Here is a 16,765-nt window from a genome sequence, read left to right as displayed (position 1 = left end):
TGTGAAAACGCTGGTGACGAACTATATATGACTACAGTGGTTACGAAAACAGGATTGCGATGATGAGGGAAATTCAGCTCAGAGATGCCAAGGCAACATTTTCTGCTGTTGTCGATCAGGCCGTGCACGGCACGCCGTCGGTGATCACGCGGCGCGGGCGCAGGGAAGTGGTCGTCCTGTCCTATGAGGAATACGAAAAACTAGCGCATGTACCCAGTTTCGGCCGGCTTCTGGCTGCCTATCCTGGCGATGAAGACACGCTTGCCGAGCGCAGTGACAAGCCCGGCAGGACCGTGGCGTTCTGATGTATCTTGTCGATACCAATGTCATTTCAGCGCTCGCGCCCTCGAAACATCGTCGTGAGACAGCATTGATCGACTGGCTTGATCGCGCAAGCGACTCTCTTTTCCTGTCGGCCGTTACGGCTGCCGAGGTTCATGCCGGCATTGCAAAGGCCGAACGGGAGCAATCGAAAACGAAGGCTGAAAGTTTGCAGGCGTGGTGGCAGAGCATCGAATATCTCTACGGACAAAAGATTCTGCCCTTCGATCTTCGCTGCGCCCATGCAGCCGGCGAGATCATGGACGCGGCCCGCGCCCATCAGCCCGGCTTCGCCGATATAGCCATCGCGGCGACGGCAAAAGCCCACGGGCTGACGATCCTCACCCGCAATATCCGCCATTTCGCGCCGCTTGGTGTTCCGGTGCACGATCCGTTTCAGTCTGTGCCGGGTTGAAATGCCTTTGTTGCAGGCGTGAGCAGAAGGCGACCATTGTCCAGGCCGATGCGCGCTCATCAGCGGTTCCGGATTGATGGTCCCAGCGCGCACGATGACGGCTGGTCAAGCAGTGAAATCAACGCGCTTCTTCCGCGATACCTCCAAACCTCAATATGTTCGGAGTGCCGCCTACGCTGGATATGATCTCGTTATGGAACTCTTGAACAGAGCAGCCTACAACCCCGCAGCCTTGGTGAGATTAACCCTGAACCGGTCACGCCTGCGCTGATAGCGGCGGGTCATTTCGGCCGACGCATGGCCGAGCTGTTTCTGGACATAACGCTCGTCGACCTCGGCCGAGGAGGCGAGGCCGGCTCTCAAGGAGTGACCGGAGAACAGTTTTATCCGTTCAGCCTCGGACAGTTCGCCGCGAATGCCGGCGGCAAGAACGGTCTTCTTGATGAGGCGGGCGATCTCTTGATCCTTCAGCCGTTCGGGGCCGACGGCCTTGCCCTTGTCGGTAACCCGGCGGAACAGCGGGCCATGGCCTATCTTGCCGAGTTTCAGCCAGGTTTCGACCGCGGCGACCGGGCAAGTGAGATCCGAGGAGCCGCGGCCAATTTCCACCTCGCGCCAACCGGTCTTGCCGCGCAGCGTTACCAGCATGCCCTTGTCGAGGATTTCGATCCAGCCGTTGCCGTCTTCCGTCTGGTCGCGGCCGCAATCGAGCGCGACGATTTCCGAACGGCGCAGACCGCCGGCAAACCCCGCCAGCAGCATGGCGCGGTCGCGCAGACCCCGGAGTGTTCCGCGGTGGAGCGTTTCGACCATGGCGATCAGCTCCTCGGGCAGGATCGCCTCCTTCTGACGCGGGGGCGCGGCATGGCGATTGCGGATGCCGGCCAGCACCGTGGCGATATGGCGGTCGCGGCGATCGAGCGTGAGACCGCGCTGCGCATAGTTCCACGCGATCGACGACAGCCGCCGCTCGATGGTGGAGACCGCGTTCGGCTTGGCCCGTGGCGCGGCTTCGCCTGCGGCAAGCGCCGTGATGTAGAGCCCGACGGTTTGCGCATCGGGGGGCAGGGGCGCAAGCCCCTTGCGCCGGCACCAGCTCGAAAAATGCGCCCAGTCGGCGGCATAGGCGCGCCTTGTATTGGCCGAACGCGAGGCGTCGACATAACCGCGGGCGCGCTCGACCAGCGGCGCAAGATGGCTCGTCAGCGCGTCCGACGACCCGGACGGCTGCACTTCATAGGCGGCCGCTGTGCCGAGAGACGGGCTGGCGTGCGGATCGGCGTCGTTTTCGGGCATTGAGGGCCTCAAAATGGCGGCTTTCTCTATAATGAGCATTATGAACGATAATGCAAGATTATCAATCATTATAGAGAAAAGACAAGCTGTGCGCTTTATGTCAATTTCTCTGGAAGTAACCGCACGTATCGTGTAGCCTCAGCGCCATGGATTCGCTCGCCACGCCACACGCCAAAGCCGCCGTGACAACCACGCCCATGCCGGGCTGGACCCGCCCGCGCGGGCCCAACCTCACCGAATCCGATGCCGCCTTCTCCACCGGTATCGCTCTGAAATCGCTGGATGATCTTGTTCGATCGGAACCAGCCTGGGCCGGTTGCTGGCGCGAACGGCAGGCCCTGAAATGCGCCGCCGCCGCCGTCCGCCTGACCGGCCGCAACGAGGACGAGGCGGCGCTGCGCGACGCCGTCCTGCTCACCGCCGCCGGCGACGATCCCGGCCCCGCTGGCAAGATGGTTTTGGCCTACAAAAGGCTCGCCGCTCGAAAACCCGGCTTCTCCACAAAGCAGGTCCAAGATCTTACCGACCTGATGGGGTTCGCCTTTGACGACCACCTCGCCGCCATCCCGGAGCTGGCGGAAACCGCGCTCCAGTCCGGTCGCGCCGTTCCCTTCGTGGTCGCCGACCTTGTGACCGCAATCCTCGCCATCCGCTCGGATGCCGAACCTTTGGCCTGGGCGATGGCCGACATGATGATCGCAACCCTGTTGAAGTGGGACCGGCCCGTGCCTTTGACGATGGCGGAGCGTTACGGCCCTGCGTTTCGGACCATCGGGGGCAGGGGGCGTGTGCGGCCGGGTGAACCGGCGTTCGCCCGTGCTGTCTGCCTCGCACTTGCTGATGGAGCCGGGGCCGCATTGCGGACAGCCGACGCGATCGCGCGTCGGGCGGATGTTCTGGTGGCCGTGGCGCCGAAGGTGCGGACCAAGGGCGCGGGCCCCGTCATCCAGAAACTGCTGGACGAGGACGCCATGCCGGCGAGCGCGCCCGGCAGCAACCTGTCCCGTTGGGCCGCATCACGCCTGTTCGAACGCCTCGAAAGTTTCGGCGCCGTGCGCGAATTGTCGGGCCGTCCCGCCTTCCGGATTTACGGGTTGTGACCATGACCGGATCCCCTGCCGCCAAAACAAGCCGCCGGAAAGCGAAAGCTGGAGCCGAATATAAGGGGGCGCATGCCGCAGACGAAAAGCCGGGAGGCGAACGCCTCTTTGATCGTGAACTGGATCAGTTCCCGCCCGATCTGCGCTGGCGCGAATGGATGCTCAGGGTCGAGGCGGTGATCTTCGCCGCCGCCGAGCCGGTCACCCGCGAGACGCTTGCCCGCGTCGTCGGCAAGGACTGCAGCATCGACCTTCTGATCGACGATCTCCGCGAAGAACTCACCGGCCGGCCCTACGAGATCGTCCCGGTCGCCGGCGGCTGGCAGCACCGCAGCCGCCCGGCCTATGCCGATGCGATCCGCGCCTCCGCGGCGCCGACCCGGGGCGGGGTGTCAGCCCTTTCCGAGTTCGAATCCATGGTGCTGATGGCCGTCGCCTACTTCCAGCCCATCACCCGCGCCGAACTGTCAAAAATCTTCGGCAAGGAGGTCAGCCGCGACACGATCGGGTCCCTGCGCAACGCCGCCCTCATCGCCTCCGGCCCCCGCAGCCCGACACCCGGCGCGCCTTATACTTACGTCACAACCAGGCACTTCCTCTCCGCATTCGGGATGGAGACGCTCCGCGATCTGCCCGATATCGAAGCGCTGGAGGATGCCGGATTGCTCAGCAGAGCCGCCGTGCAGGAGGAGGCGATGGTGGCCGTGGGCGAGGAGGAATAAGGCTGTTGCCGCAGGGCTCGCGCGACGCCTTGATCCTTCCTGACGGCATCGAAGTTTTCGGACGTGCAGAAGACGGCTATTTTGAAGCAGGGCGTTGATGCTGTGCTGGTAGCCGATATCTGCCGCAAGGCCGGGGACTTGGGCCGGTCGTATTTCAAATGGATAAAAATCCGCGGGCCTGGTGCCAGTCGAGATGCGCCAACTGAAAGCATTTGAAGATGAGAATGAGAAGCCGAGACGGATCGTGGCGGATCTGACGCCCGACCGCGCGATACTTCAAGGCATGACATCCGCTGAAAGCTCTGAGGCCTGCCCGAACGCAAGCTGGCATATAACCTCGGCGGATGCGCGCGAAACGTCGAAGGATTGGTGTAAGCTCCAGGCGAAGATGATTCTAGTTCGGCGATCGGATAGAGCGTCCCGATCGCGTTGCGCAATTCCGGCGGCGCTGCCAGTCCCAAACGAAAAGGCTGCTCAACTCCGTTTCAACACGATCAGTGCATCCGCCGCGATGATGTTGCTGCCGTGGCAGATGACGGGGTTGATATCCAGTTCGACGATCTGATCAGCGTGATCGGCGGCGAATTCGGAGACGCGCACGACGATCTCGGCCAACGTCTCGCGGTCCACCGGCGGCATGTTGCGAAAGCCGTCGAGCAATTTTGCGCCGCGCAATTTTCGAAGCATGTCGAGCGCCTGTGGCTGTGTAACGGGAGCGGGCGCAGTAACGCTATCGGCCATCAGTTCGACCAGCACGCCGCCGAGACCGACCAGGACGAGCGGTCCGAATGCCGGATCGATGCGCGCGCCGATGACGATTTCCACGCCTTCCGGCACCATGTGCTGAAGGATGACGCCGTCAATCCGGGCATCGGGAGCGGCCTTGGCAACCGCGTCGATCATCCGCTCATAGGCGGCAACCGCAGCGTCGGGCGTTTCCAGACCAAGGATGATGCCGCCAACTTCGGTTTTGTGGGCGATGTCGGGGCTGTCGATCTTCATCACCAGCCGGCCACCCATTTCGCGCGCGCAATGTCGCACCGCCTCACCGTCTGCCGCGCGGCGATCTTCGGTCACCGGCACGCCATAGGTCGCAAGCAGAGCCTTGGCCTCCCGTTCAGCAATCACGGCGCCGTCCGACTTCAACAGGACATCCGCCGCCCGGCTGCGGACGCGCGCGTCCGTAAGGGGGGCGGGTGGATCCCGTTCGATCGCAGCGCGGCGGCGATCCCAGTCAATCCATGTGCGGATCGCGCTGAAGCAGCCTTCCATCGAGCGGAACATCGCCAGATTGCGGGCCGCTTCGATCTCGCCGGAGCCGGGACCTTCGAGCCATCCGGAAAGCCAGACCATGGAGATGACCTTCCCGGCCTCGCCGGCCAGCCGGTCAAGCAGGGCAATGCGCGGATAGGCGGTGTCGTAGGCGAGCGGATGCGGAATGACGAGAGCCGCAAAGTCATCCCTGGCAAGCACGGCCTCCACGCAGGCGGTCAGCGACTCGATATTGTTCACCACTTCGGCGGTCACATCGGCGGGGTTTCTGACGCTGCCGAAGGCGGGAATATGGGCACCGAGCGTTTCCAGCACGGAGCCGTCAGGCTGGGGTAGCGGAACGTGCTGGGCTTCGGCGGCGTCGGCGGCAAGAATAGCCGCGCCGCCGGAGGTGGCGATGACCATGGCGCCGTTGCCGCTTGGCTTGCCGACCTTTGAAAGAAATGTGGCGGTTTCGATCAACTCCTCGAACCGTTCGATCATGATGCCGCCCGCGCGTTCGATCATGGTTTTGTAGGCGGCATGCGAGCCGGCGAGGCTGCCGGTGTGGGAGGCGGCGGCCTGCGCGCCATGGTCGCCGCGGGCCATCTTGCACAGAATGATCGGTTTGCCGGCAAGGGTGGCGCGACGTGCGACCTGTTCCAGGCGGCGCGGATCACTGAGCCCTTCCAGCAGACAGACGATTACCTGGCAGTTCGGGTCATCAACGAGATAATTGGCGCAATCCGCCAGATCGATATCGGCGGAATTTCCGCAGGACAGGACATGGCTGAAATAGACTTCGCGGTTCATCGATTGCGCCAGCGAAAGGCCAAGCGCGCCGGACTGGCTGACCAGGCCGATCGTGCGGCGCTCGGGCGGGCAATCATAACCGCGTTCAAGGTCGAGACCGGTGAGGAATGTTGCGCCGGCGCGCGTTGCGAAATTCACAAAGCCGATCGTGTTCGGACCGACCAGCGGCACGCCGCTTTCTTTCGCCCGCGCGGCCAGCCTGTCTTGAACCGCGGCCGTTTCGCTATCGCCGGTTTCGGCGAAGCCGGACGCAATCAGGACAATCCCGCCGACGCGGAGCGCGATCGCCTCTTCGAAGATGGCTTCTACCGTTTTCAGGCCGCTGGCCACCAATACGCAATCGGGCACTTCCGGCAGGGCGGACAGCGACGGTGCGCAGGGTTTCCCCGCAATCTCCTCATAGCGCGGGTTCACGAGGTATATCTTCCCCTCAAAACCAGCGAGATTTGTCATGAACCGGCCGCCGAAGGAGTTCGGATTGGCGGAAGCGCCGACAATTGCGATAGAGCGCGGATTGAATAGCCTCGCCAGCGCGTCTGCCGGGCGAACTGCGTGCATGCTCGTCATGGGGTGTCCTGTGAAATGCGCAATCAGGCCCTGCCCGGCATGAAGGAAGAAGAATGCCGGGCAGGACGTCGTCTTACTGGGAGATCACGATGCCAGCGGCTTCGATGGTTTCGGCCGCCGTGGCGGTCTCCTGCTCGATCTCGGCGCGGAACTGTTCCGGCGTCGGCACGACCGGCCGCCCCTGAAGCTCAAGCTTGGCACGGGTTGCAGGATCCTCGGTCGCTGCAACAATCGCCTCGTAGAAGGTGTCCACGATTTCGGGATCGGTGCCGGCCGGCATGAACACGCCGGTCCAGAAGGTCACGTCGAATTCTTCGATGCCCGCTTCCATCATCGTCGGCGTATCGGGCAGGCCCGGCCAGCGATCCGGGCCGGAAACGGCCAGCGGCGTCAATTTGCCGGCCTCGATCTGGGGCATGCCGGACGGGGTATCGAAGGCGAGGTCGATCTCGCCGCTCAGCAGGCCGACCTCCATGGGCGCCGCTCCCTTGTAGGGGATATGGGTCATCTCCACGTCGGTCTTCTGGGACAGAAGCTCCGTCGCGATGTGAATGAGGTTGCCGATGCCGGCGGAGCCATACGACAGATCGCCCGGGTTCGCGCGCGCAACCTCGATCAGCGAGGCGACATCCGTCACGTTTTCGGTTCGTTCGTTGTCAGGGTTCGTCACCAGAATGAACGGCGTGGCGACGACCTTGGTGATCGGCGCGAAGTCTTCAAGCGGCTGATACTGGATATCCTTGAACAGGGTGGGATTGACGGTGATCGAGCTCGAGTTCGAAAACAGCACGGTGTAACCGTCCGGCTCTGCCTGCGCGACCGCGGTGGCGGCCAGCATGCCGTTCGCGCCCGTGCGATTTTCAACGATCACGGGCTGGCCCAGCGATTTGGTCAAATTCTCCGATATGATCCGCGCGACGGTGTCGATCGAGCTCCCTGCGCTGAAGCCGACGATGATCTTGATCGGTTCACTCGGATAGTCTGCAGCGCTTGCGAGTGGTCCCATGGCCAGTCCCATAGCCACGCCCAACGTCAGCGTTTTAGCCTTGATCATTCTCTGTCCTCCCAAAAATTCGGCTGCCGTTCGGTCTGTTCAGCAGTCCATAAGTTCTATTTTTACGGAAGATTATTATCTTGGCAAGCCTTTCTTGATGGCCGGGGCGCTGGCCCGGCCCGCCGCACGCGTGAGATTGTAAAAAAAGTCCTTGATTAACAATCAGAACATATGTTCTATCAAGAAGAACAATCGAGGAGGGCTGACATGACCAAGAATACGTTCCCCTGGCCCGAAAAGCGGTGGGGCGCGCAGTGATCAGCGCATTTGCAGAACATAAGCTTCTCATCGCCAATCGCGGTGAGATATCGATACGCATTGCCCGCGCTTGCGCGGAGCTGGGCCTGACATCAGTCGCGATCTATCCCCATGACGATGCATCGGGCCGTCATGTCGTGAGCGCAAGCGAGGCGGTGGAAATTCCCGGTCGTGGTCCAGCAGCCTATCTCGACATCGAGGCGGTGCTGGCGGCAGCCAAATCGGCTGGCTGTTCAATGATTCATCCGGGCTATGGGTTTCTATCGGAAAACGCTGCCTTTGCGGCGCGATGCGCGAAAGAAGGGATACTCTTTATCGGGCCTGACGCCGACGCATTGACCACCCTTGGCGACAAGGCACGTGCTCGCTCGCTCGCAAAGCGGCTCGGCGTTCCCGTTGTCGAAGGGCTTGAAACCCTGACCTCGAGTGAGCAGGCGCAGGCGTTTTTCGAGGCGCAGCCTGAAGGCACGGCGGTTATGGTGAAGGCTGTCGCGGGCGGCGGCGGGCGCGGCATACGGATCGTCCGCGCCGTGGACGAACTGCCGGCCGCGATCGAAAGTTGCCGCAACGAGGCGCGCGCCGCCTTCGGAGATGACGCGCTTTATATCGAGCGGATGATCGAGCGCGCCCGGCACGTGGAAGTGCAGGTGCTGGGCGACGGGCAGGGCGGCGTCATCCACCTGTGGAACAGGGAGTGCACGCTTCAAAGACGCAATCAGAAGCTGATCGAAATCGCCCCGAGCCCGTGGATTGACGATGCGCTGCGCGATGCCATGCTTGCCGATGCGATCGCCCTTGCCGCCGATGTGGGCTATCGCGGTCTGGCGACGATGGAGTTCCTGGTCGACATCGATCGCGGCAACTATGCCTTTATCGAGGTCAATCCGCGCGTTCAGGTCGAGCATACAGTCACCGAGGAGGTCACCGGCATTGATCTCGTCGCGACACAGATCAGGCTCTGCGCGGGAGAAACGCTTGCCGAACTGGGGCTTTCTCAGAAGACGATACGGGCGCCTGCCGGCTTTGCTGTGCAGGCGCGCGTCAATGCCGAGATCATGGAGGCCGATGGCAGCGCGCGTATGGCGTCAGGCCGGATCACTGCCTACGAGGTGCCGACCGGGCCGCGTTTGCGCGTGGATGGCGCCGGCTATGCGGGGCTCACGCTGTCTCCCTATTACGATTCACTGCTGGCAAAGGTCATTTTGCGCGGCGATAGCGGCTGGCCGAAGCTGTGTGAAGGGCTCGATCGCGCGCTTTCGGAGTTTCGGATTGACGGTCCGCCAACAAATATCGGTTTCCTCCGAAAGCTGCTTGGTCGCGACGAAGTCAAACGGGGCGAGATCACGACCCGATTTGTCGATCAGCATATCGACGCTCTTGTTGAAGCAGAGGCGCCGGCGCAGCGTTATGCCGGTGACGGAGGGGCGCAGGCGGCCGCTACCGGCGGAGGCGCGGATATTGCCGAGGGCATGAAGGCCGTTGCCGCGCCCATGAGTGGCGTGTTGATCAAGCTTTTCGTTTGCGAGGGCGATGCCGTGGCCGAGGGTGCGCCGGTCGCGATCCTGGAGGCCATGAAGATGGAGCATGTGGTGAAGGCGGAAACCGCCGGCCATGTGCGCGCCATTGCCGAGGAAGGCTCTATCGTGGGCGAGGGTGACGCGCTCGTCGTCCTCGAGCCGGCAGACGTCGCGGCCCGGACGGACGCTGAGGAGGACGTGTTCGATCCCGACCACATTCGCCCCGATCTCGCGGAAGCGCTCGCAAGGCGTAATGAAGGTCTCGATGCGGCCAGACCCGATGCGGTGGCGCGCCGACACGCAAAAGGCAAACGCACCGCGCGTGAAAATATCGCTGACCTCTGCGATCCCGACAGTTTTGTTGAATATGGCGCGCTTGGCGTTGCTGCCCAGCGCAGCCGCCACCCGGAGGAGCATCTGCGCAAGATCAGCCCGGCCGATGGTCTGGTCGCCGGGCTTGCAAGCATAAACGGCGCGGAGTTCGGCCCTGACAAGGCCCGCGCGGCCGTCATATCTTATGATTACACTGTCTTTGCCGGCACGCAGGGCAATATCGGCCACCGCAAGACCGACCGGCTTCTAAGGGTCGCGGAGCGCGCCAGCCTGCCGGTCGTGATCTATGCCGAAGGCGGCGGCGGCCGGCCCGGCGACACCGACAACCGGCCCGGTGTGAACCTTGCCAATCCAACCTTCTGGCAGCTTGCGCGCATGTCGGGCGTAGCCCCGATGGTTGGGATTGTCTCAGGGCGCTGTTTCGCCGGAAACGCAGCCGTGCTCGGCGTCTGCGATGTCGTGATTGCGACCGAGGACGCCAATATCGGAATGGGCGGCCCCGCGATGATCGAGGGCGCCGGTCTCGGCGTGTTCCGCCCCGAGGATGTCGGTCCGACTTCGGTACAGGGCCGCAACGGCGTCATAGACGTGCTCGTTGCGGATGAGGCCGAGGCGACCAGGGCGGCGCGCAAATACCTGTCCTATTTCCAGGGCGCGACCAGCGTGTGGAAAGCGCCCGATCAGCGCTTGTTGCGCGGGTGCGTGCCGGAAGACCGCAAACGCGCCTATGATGTCCGTCCCCTGATCGAAACGCTGGCCGACGAGGACAGCGTGCTGGAACTGCGCGCCGGCTTCGGACCGGCGCTGGTGACCGCGTTGATCCGCCTTGAGGGGCGTGCCTGCGGGGTGATGGCCAATGTCGCGGCGGTAAACGGCGGCGCGCTTGATCGCGATGAGGCCGACAAGGCAGCGCGCTTCATGCAATTGTGCGATGCCTATGATCTGCCGATCATAAGCCTGATCGATACGCCCGGCTTCATGGTCGGGCCGGACGCCGAAACGCGCGCGAACGTCCGCCATTTCAGCCGGATGTTCCTTGTCGGCGCAAGCCTCAATACCCCCTATCTCTCGGTCATCCTGCGCAAGGCCTATGGGTTGGGCGCGATGGCGATGGCGGGCGGGAGCTTCCACGAAAGCAGCCAGATGACGCTGAGCTGGCCATCTGGCGAATTCGGCGCCATGGGCCTTGAAGGCGCGGCGCGTCTGGGCTTTCGCAAGGAGCTTGAGGCGATCGAGGATTTGGACGCGCGCGAGGCGCGCTACCGCGAGATCGTCGACGGCATGTATGAGGCGGGCAAGGCGGTCAATATCGCGCCGTTCCTGAGCATCGATTCCGTGATCGATCCGGCCGAAACGCGGGCCATGCTCGTTGCGGGACTTTCCGCGATCCCGCAGGCGCATCTTCCGAAGAGTTCGAAGCGACCGATGATAGACGCCTGGTAACGTTGAAATCGCAGGGAGGGCGATATGGAATCCAGAAGAATAAATTGGGCCGAAACCTGTGCGGCCCTGGCGGTGATGGCCATCGGTGCACTCCTTGCCTTTGAGGGCAGCGATTATCCGATGGGGTCGCTGCGCCGAATGGGTGCAGGCTTCATGCCCGTCGCGATCGGGGTCATCCTGATGCTGTTTTCGGTAGGCCTACTGTTCGAAAACATGTTTGCGGAGCGCGAAGCGCTTCCGCTGCGGTTGCGCCCGATTCTCGCGGTGAGCGCTTCGATCCTGTTCTTCGCCTTGACCGTACGCTCTGCCGGCCTGATCCCGTCGACGGTGGGAACAATCGTGCTGGCAGCCATCGCCGATGCGCCGTTTCGTCCCCTGCGCGCGGCGATGACGGGTCTGGTGATCGGCGCGCTCGGCTATCTGGTTTTCGTGTTGGGGCTCGGGCTGTCGCTCGACCCGTTCTGGTGGTGACGCGTGGACATGCTTTCCAATCTCGCAAACGGGTTCTCCGCGGCGCTGAGCTTCCAGGCCCTGATGTTCTGCTTCATCGGCGTTTCCGTCGGCACCTTTGTCGGCGTTCTGCCAGGCATCGGCGCCCTTGCCGCAATCTCGATGCTTTTGCCCTTGACCTATTATCTCGACCCGATGGTCGGGCTGATCATGCTGGCCGGCATCTTCTACGGTGCGCAATACGGCAGTTCCACCGCTGCGATCCTGCTGAATATTCCCGGCACGGCAACGGCCGCCATTACCTGCCTCGACGGCTACCCGATGGCAAAGAACGGCCGTGCGGGCGTTGCGCTGTTCATGACATCGATCGCGAGCTTTGCCGGCGGCATCTTTGCGATCTGCATGCTGATGTTCTTTACGCCTGCGCTGGCGAGCCTTGCCCTCAGCTTCAACTCCGCGGAGTATTTTTCGGCAATGTTCCTTGGGCTGATTGCCGCCTCGACGCTGAGCGTGGGCTCGCCGCTCAAGGGCATGGCCATGGTCGTGCTTGGTCTCGCGCTCGCCATACCTGGCACGGATATCAACTCCGGCCTGATGCGCTTCACCTACGGTCACTACGAGATGGCGGAAGGGTTCCAGCTCGTCGCCATCGCCATGGGCCTGTTCGGGATATCGGAGATTCTGACAATGCTGGTGCGCCGCGAAAAACCGCGCGTGCTGGCGCGAGATATCACCTTCCGCTCCATGCTGCCGACGCGCGATGACTGGAGCCGGTTTTCCTGGCCCGCTGCCCGCGGTGCGGTGATCGGATCGATTGTCGGCGCATTGCCGGGTTCCGGCCCCTCCATGGCGACCTTCGTTTCCTACGCGGTCGAGCGCCGGGCGGCCAAGGATCCTTCCCGTTTCGGCAAAGGCGCGGTCGAAGGGATCGTCGCGCCGGAATCGGCCAATAATGCCTCGGTGCAGGCGGCGTTCATTCCGACTTTGAGCCTCGGCGTGCCCGGCGATGCCGTCATGGCGATCCTGCTGGGTGCGCTTATGATCCATGGTATCATCCCCGGACCGGAATTCATCCAGCAGCAGCCGACCCTGTTCTGGGGACTGGTGGCCAGTTTCTGGATCGGCAATATCGTGCTGCTGATCCTGAACGTGCCGCTGATCGGGCTTTGGGTGCGATTGCTGACAGTGCCGTATCGGGTGCTCTATCCGACGATGCTGTTCCTGATCTGCATCGGCGTCTATTCGGTGCGTTCCAACGGTTTCGATGTGGGCGTTGCCCTGGCGTTCGGTCTGCTCGGCATGTTGATGAACCTGCTGCGCTATCCAACAGCGCCGGTGCTACTCGGCTTCATCCTCGGACCGCTCATCGAAGAGCATTTCAAGCGCGCGCTGCTGGTGTCGCGCGGGGACATGATGATTTTCATCGACCGGCCGATCAGCGCGACCCTGCTCGCTATTGCCGGTCTGCTTCTTCTTCTGTCGGCCTGGCAAACGATTCACATGCGGCGCAAGGCGCGTCGTGATGCAGTTGAAGGTGAAACGGCTGCCACTCGGGAGTTCTTTGATGAATAGCAACACCGTCACTTTGACGCGTGACGGCGAGGTCGCCGTTCTCGTGATCGACAACCCTCCGGTCAATGCGCTGAGTGAGCATATGCGGGTTTCGCTCAAGGATTGTCTGGACCGTGCGGCGAGCGATGAGGGCATCCGCGCCCTGGTGCTGGCGGGCGAGGGACGGACGCTTTGCGCGGGCGCCGATATTCGGCAATTCGGCGCACCGCCGAAGGGGCCTTTATCGCCCGATATATTCATGCAGATCGCGGCCATGAAAAAGCCTGTGGTCGCCGCGATCCACGGCCCGACGCTGGGCGGCGGTTTCGAAATGGCGCTTGCCTGTCACGCACGGGTGGCATTGCCGGATGCGGAGATGGGCCTGCCGGAACTCAAGCTCGGCCTGATACCGGGCGCGGGCGGCACCTACCGTCTGCCGCGTCTGATCGGCGCCGTCCCCGCGCTGGAGCTGATCGGGTCATCGCGACGCTTGAGCGCTGCCGAGGCACTGGAACTGGGCGTCATCGATGCCATTGCAGAAGATGTCCGCGCCAAGGCTGCCGAGCTGGCCCGCGCGCTGGCGGATCGGGAACAAGCAAGAACAGCATCGGGGTTGGGCGCTTGGGCGGATTTCGATGCCGCCGCGAAGAAGCTGCTTCGCCGCGCGCGTGGTGCTATGGCCCCCGCGACGCTCGTGAAAGCGATCGGCAATGCCTTCGATATGGAAGACGCAGAGGCGCAGCGCGCCGAGCAGGTCCTGTTCCAGGAATTGCGGACTGGCCCGCAATCGGCGGCGATGCGGCATCTCTTCTTTGCCGAACGTCAGGCTGGACACCTTGGCGAGGGCGTCACGGGCAATGCCGGTCCGCTCCACCGTGCCGCGGTCATCGGGGCCGGAACAATGGGCGGCGGCATCGCCATGTGCTTTGCCGATGCCGGTCTGCCGGTCACCCTGATCGATGCCAGTGCTGACGGGCTTGAAGCGGGGCTGGCGCGCATCCGCAGGAACTACGGGATCTCGGTCTCCCGTGGACGGATCGATGCGAGAGAGCAGGAACGGCGCATGGCGTTGATCACACCGGCGACGTCGCTTTCCGCCGCGTCCGGCGTGGATATCGTCATCGAGGCGGTCTTCGAGGACATGGCGCTCAAGCGCAGGCTGTTTGCCGAACTGGACCGGCTTCTGCCGGATCATGCGGTGCTGGCGACCAACACCTCTTCGCTGGATATCGACGAGATGGCGGCGGCAACGAACCGTCCGTTCCAGGTGGTCGGCCTGCACTTCTTTTCACCCGCAAACGTGATGAAGCTTCTGGAGACTGTCCGTGGCGCTGAGACAGGCGGGGCAACGCTTGCGACCGCACTGAAGCTTGCGAAACGTCTTGGCAAACAGCCTGCGATCGTCGGCAATTGTCCCGGTTTTGTCGGCAACCGCATTCTGCGCCAACGTCACCATCAGGCGGAACTGCTTCTGGAGCAGGGCGCAAGCCCGCAGGATGTCGATCGTGCGGTCACCGATTTCGGGATGGCGATGGGGCCGTTCCAGATGAACGATCTGGCCGGGCTCGATGTTTCCGCGCTGGTGCGCAAGAGCCAGGGTTATCAGCTACCGGTCGCCGACGCGCTGTGCGCGATGGGCCGCCTGGGCCAGAAAACCGGCAAGGGCTATTATCGCTATGAAGACGGACGCACGCCGATCCCGGATCCCGAGGTCGATGCCGTGATTGCGGGCGTTGCGGAACGGCTGGGCGTGCGTCAGCGCAGCTTCAGCCAGGACGAAATTCGCGAGCGCCTGTTTTACCCGATGGTCAACGAGGGCGCGCGTATTCTGGAAGAGGGTATTGCCGCCCGCTCTTCCGATATCGACGTCATCTATGTGCATGGCTACGGTTTTCCCGCTTGGCGCGGCGGGTTGATGTACTGGGCCGACGCCGAGGGGCTCGACCGGATCGTTGCCGCGCTCGACGGCTTTGCGCAAGAGTCCGGCGAAAGCCGTCTGGAGCCCGCGCCATTGCTGCGGCGGCTGGCAGAGACTGGCCAGAGTTTCGCCGACCTTCAATCGAACGGAAAGACGGAGGACTGACCAAGGTGGGAGCCAATTTCAGGGATGCGGTGGCGATTGCGGGGGTGGCCGAAAGCGAAGTCGGCGTTCTTCCGCATCGCACCGAAATGCAATTGCACGCGCAGGCAGCCAAACGGGCGCTGGACGATGCCGGCATCGGCCTGGCTGACGTTGACGGCGTTTTGTCGATCGGCTCCTCGCGGGGCACGCGCATGCCGTCCGTGCAGGTTGCGGAATATCTCGGCATCATGCCGAGCTACAGCGACTCCACCTCGTTGGGCGGCTGCTCGTTCGAGGCCTATGTGCAGCATGCCGCACTCGCGATCGATGCGGGGCTTTGCAACACCTGCCTGATCACCTACGGCTCGACCCAGCGCAGCGGCGGCGCCGGATTTGGCGGCGGCACTGACCCATGGCTTGCCGCCTCGCAGTTCGAGACACCCTTCGGACTGCCGATGATGACGGGTGCCTATGCGCTTGCGGCCTCGCGGCACATGCATCTTTACGGCACAACCCGCGCGCAACTGGCCGAGATCGCCGTGGCCGCGCGCAAATGGGCGCAACTGAACCCCGCAGCGCCGCGACACGAGGCTCTCACCGTCGAGGACGTTCTTTCCGCCCCGATGATCGCCAGCCCTCTCGGCAAGTTCGATTGCTGCCTTGTGACCGATGGCGGCGGCGCGGTTGTCGTCACGCGGGCCGACCGGGCGCGCGATGCGCGCAAGCCGCCCGTCTGGCTGTGGGGCTCGGCGGAGACCCACACCCACTCATCCATTGCCAATATGCCCGATCTCACCGTGACGCCCGCTGCCCGCACGGGGCCTGCGGCATTCAAAAGCGCGGGGCTCAGGCCCGGCGACGTGGATCTCGCCATGATCTACGACAGTTTCACCATCACCGCCTTGATGACGCTCGAGGATCTCGGCTTTTGTGGCAAGGGCGAGGGCGGCGATTTCGTGTCCGGCGGACGCATAGCGCCAAAGGGCGACTTCCCGATGAATACGCAGGGCGGCGGCCTCAGCTACACCCATCCCGGCATGTACGGCATATTCCTGATCGTCGAGGCCGTTCGCCAGCTTCGAGGCGAGGCGGATGCGCGTCAGGTCAGCGCCGATCTGGCGCTTGTGCATGGAACCGGCGGGGCGCTCTCTGCCGGATCCACATTAATCCTTGGAAAGGAGCCGCGCCGATGAGCAGCAAGCCGGTACCCACGCCCGACGCCGAAACCGCGCCCTTCTGGGAAGCGGCCGCCGAGGGCGTTCTGAAAATCCAGAAATGCACCGGATGCGGCGAGCATATCTTCTATCCGCGCATGGTCTGTCCGCACTGCATGTCGGATGAACTTGACTGGGTCTCGGTATCCGGTCGTGCGCGCATTCATGCGTTGACCGTCGTTCATCGCTCGAGCGCGCCCTTCCGCGACGACCTGCCTTTCGCCGTCGCGATCGTGGAGCTGGAGGAGGGGCCTCGCATGATGACGCGGGTGCTGACCGATACGCCGGAAACCTTGCGGATCGATGATCCGGTCAAGGTGCATTTCGCGCCGCAGGGAGACGGTCCGCCATTGCCGTTCTTTGAGTCGGCATAGTTTTCCGGGAAGGAAAAGGCAGCA

General features: G+C 63.2%; 13 protein-coding genes and 1 pseudogene. 11 read left to right on the top strand and 3 right to left on the bottom strand.

The annotated features are described in order from the left end of the window. Positions 1-62: 62 nt before the first annotated feature. Positions 63-305, top strand: coding sequence for a type II toxin-antitoxin system Phd/YefM family antitoxin (locus K7H91_RS18475; RefSeq protein WP_230721705.1), 243 nt, complete (start codon positions 63-65; stop codon positions 303-305). Then, positions 305-736, top strand: coding sequence for a type II toxin-antitoxin system VapC family toxin (locus K7H91_RS18470; protein ID WP_230721704.1), 432 nt, complete (start codon positions 305-307; stop codon positions 734-736). The genes K7H91_RS18475 and K7H91_RS18470 overlap by 1 nt, the downstream gene beginning before the upstream one ends. 216 nt (positions 737-952) lie before the next feature. Here K7H91_RS18470 and K7H91_RS18465 read toward each other — a convergent pair whose 3' ends face one another. Continuing rightward, positions 953-2,032 carry a tyrosine-type recombinase/integrase gene (locus tag K7H91_RS18465; protein ID WP_230721703.1) on the bottom strand — a complete coding sequence of 360 codons (1,080 nt, stop codon included), beginning with the start codon at positions 2,030-2,032 and terminating at the stop codon, positions 953-955. Positions 2,033-2,178: 146 nt separating this feature from the next. On the opposite strand from K7H91_RS18465, the gene K7H91_RS18460 reads away from it, so the two are divergent. From K7H91_RS18460 to K7H91_RS25880, 3 genes and pseudogenes are all read left to right on the top strand, one after another. Further along, positions 2,179-3,132 (top strand): DUF1403 family protein, encoded by a 954-nt coding sequence (locus K7H91_RS18460; protein WP_230721702.1) that lies wholly within the window; start codon positions 2,179-2,181, stop codon positions 3,130-3,132. Between the two features lie 2 nt (positions 3,133-3,134). After that, on the top strand, positions 3,135-3,854 hold the full coding sequence (gene scpB / locus K7H91_RS18455; RefSeq protein ID WP_230721701.1) for an SMC-Scp complex subunit ScpB: 720 nt from the start codon (positions 3,135-3,137) through the stop codon (positions 3,852-3,854). Between the two features lie 39 nt (positions 3,855-3,893). Further along, positions 3,894-4,134: pseudogene (locus K7H91_RS25880) on the top strand (transposase); the annotation flags it as partial. A 194-nt stretch (positions 4,135-4,328) separates the two neighbouring features. Here K7H91_RS25880 and K7H91_RS18450 read toward each other — a convergent pair. After that, on the bottom strand, positions 4,329-6,485 hold the full coding sequence (locus K7H91_RS18450) for an acetate--CoA ligase family protein (RefSeq protein ID WP_230721700.1): 2,157 nt from the start codon (positions 6,483-6,485) through the stop codon (positions 4,329-4,331). A 73-nt stretch (positions 6,486-6,558) separates the two neighbouring features. After that, a complete protein-coding gene (locus K7H91_RS18445; RefSeq protein ID WP_230721699.1) occupies positions 6,559-7,539 on the bottom strand; it encodes a Bug family tripartite tricarboxylate transporter substrate binding protein in 981 nt (326 codons plus the stop codon). A 254-nt stretch (positions 7,540-7,793) separates the two neighbouring features. Here K7H91_RS18445 and K7H91_RS18440 point away from each other — a divergent pair, with 254 nt between their 5' ends. Genes K7H91_RS18440 through K7H91_RS18415 form a run of 6 tightly spaced genes read left to right on the top strand, consistent with a single transcriptional unit; the run spans position 7,794 to position 16,741 of the window. Further along, positions 7,794-11,090 (top strand): acetyl-CoA carboxylase family protein, encoded by a 3,297-nt coding sequence (locus tag K7H91_RS18440; protein WP_230721698.1) that lies wholly within the window; start codon positions 7,794-7,796, stop codon positions 11,088-11,090. 24 nt (positions 11,091-11,114) lie between these two features. Beyond that, positions 11,115-11,561 (top strand): tripartite tricarboxylate transporter TctB family protein, encoded by a 447-nt coding sequence (locus K7H91_RS18435; protein WP_230721697.1) that lies wholly within the window; start codon positions 11,115-11,117, stop codon positions 11,559-11,561. Between the two features lie 9 nt (positions 11,562-11,570). After that, the gene (locus K7H91_RS18430) at positions 11,571-13,112 is read left to right on the top strand and encodes a tripartite tricarboxylate transporter permease (protein WP_230721696.1); all 1,542 of its coding nucleotides are present in this window, start codon (positions 11,571-11,573) and stop codon (positions 13,110-13,112) included. Then, positions 13,105-15,174, top strand: a complete 2,070-nt coding sequence (locus K7H91_RS18425; protein ID WP_230721695.1) for a 3-hydroxyacyl-CoA dehydrogenase NAD-binding domain-containing protein — start codon at positions 13,105-13,107, stop codon at positions 15,172-15,174. Before K7H91_RS18430 ends, K7H91_RS18425 begins: the two co-directional genes overlap by 8 nt. A gap of 5 nt (positions 15,175-15,179) precedes the next feature. Continuing rightward, positions 15,180-16,346, top strand: coding sequence for an acetyl-CoA acetyltransferase (locus K7H91_RS18420; protein WP_230721694.1), 1,167 nt, complete (start codon positions 15,180-15,182; stop codon positions 16,344-16,346). Then, positions 16,343-16,741 carry a Zn-ribbon domain-containing OB-fold protein gene (locus K7H91_RS18415; protein ID WP_230721693.1) on the top strand — a complete coding sequence of 133 codons (399 nt, stop codon included), beginning with the start codon at positions 16,343-16,345 and terminating at the stop codon, positions 16,739-16,741. The genes K7H91_RS18420 and K7H91_RS18415 overlap by 4 nt, the downstream gene beginning before the upstream one ends. Positions 16,742-16,765: the final 24 nt, after the last annotated feature.

The sequence above is a fragment of the Martelella mediterranea genome (genome assembly GCF_021021415.1).
In the GTDB taxonomy this organism is placed as follows: domain Bacteria; phylum Pseudomonadota; class Alphaproteobacteria; order Rhizobiales; family Rhizobiaceae; genus Martelella; species Martelella mediterranea_C.
This window is presented reverse-complemented; position numbering and strand designations above follow the sequence as displayed.

Excerpts from the sequence above, each read along its gene's own strand:
- K7H91_RS18475 (WP_230721705.1), top strand. The coding sequence starts at position 63 with ATGAGGGAAATTCAGCTCAGAGATGCCAAGGCAACATTTTCTGCTGTT.
- K7H91_RS18470 (WP_230721704.1), top strand. The coding sequence starts at position 305 with ATGTATCTTGTCGATACCAATGTCATTTCAGCGCTCGCGCCCTCGAAA.
- K7H91_RS18465 (WP_230721703.1), bottom strand. The coding sequence starts at position 2,032 with ATGCCCGAAAACGACGCCGATCCGCACGCCAGCCCGTCTCTCGGCACA.
- K7H91_RS18460 (WP_230721702.1), top strand. The coding sequence starts at position 2,179 with ATGGATTCGCTCGCCACGCCACACGCCAAAGCCGCCGTGACAACCACG.
- scpB (WP_230721701.1), top strand. The coding sequence starts at position 3,135 with ATGACCGGATCCCCTGCCGCCAAAACAAGCCGCCGGAAAGCGAAAGCT.
- K7H91_RS18450 (WP_230721700.1), bottom strand. The coding sequence starts at position 6,485 with ATGACGAGCATGCACGCAGTTCGCCCGGCAGACGCGCTGGCGAGGCTA.
- K7H91_RS18445 (WP_230721699.1), bottom strand. The coding sequence starts at position 7,539 with ATGATCAAGGCTAAAACGCTGACGTTGGGCGTGGCTATGGGACTGGCC.
- K7H91_RS18435 (WP_230721697.1), top strand. The coding sequence starts at position 11,115 with ATGGAATCCAGAAGAATAAATTGGGCCGAAACCTGTGCGGCCCTGGCG.
- K7H91_RS18430 (WP_230721696.1), top strand. The coding sequence starts at position 11,571 with ATGCTTTCCAATCTCGCAAACGGGTTCTCCGCGGCGCTGAGCTTCCAG.
- K7H91_RS18425 (WP_230721695.1), top strand. The coding sequence starts at position 13,105 with ATGAATAGCAACACCGTCACTTTGACGCGTGACGGCGAGGTCGCCGTT.
- K7H91_RS18415 (WP_230721693.1), top strand. The coding sequence starts at position 16,343 with ATGAGCAGCAAGCCGGTACCCACGCCCGACGCCGAAACCGCGCCCTTC.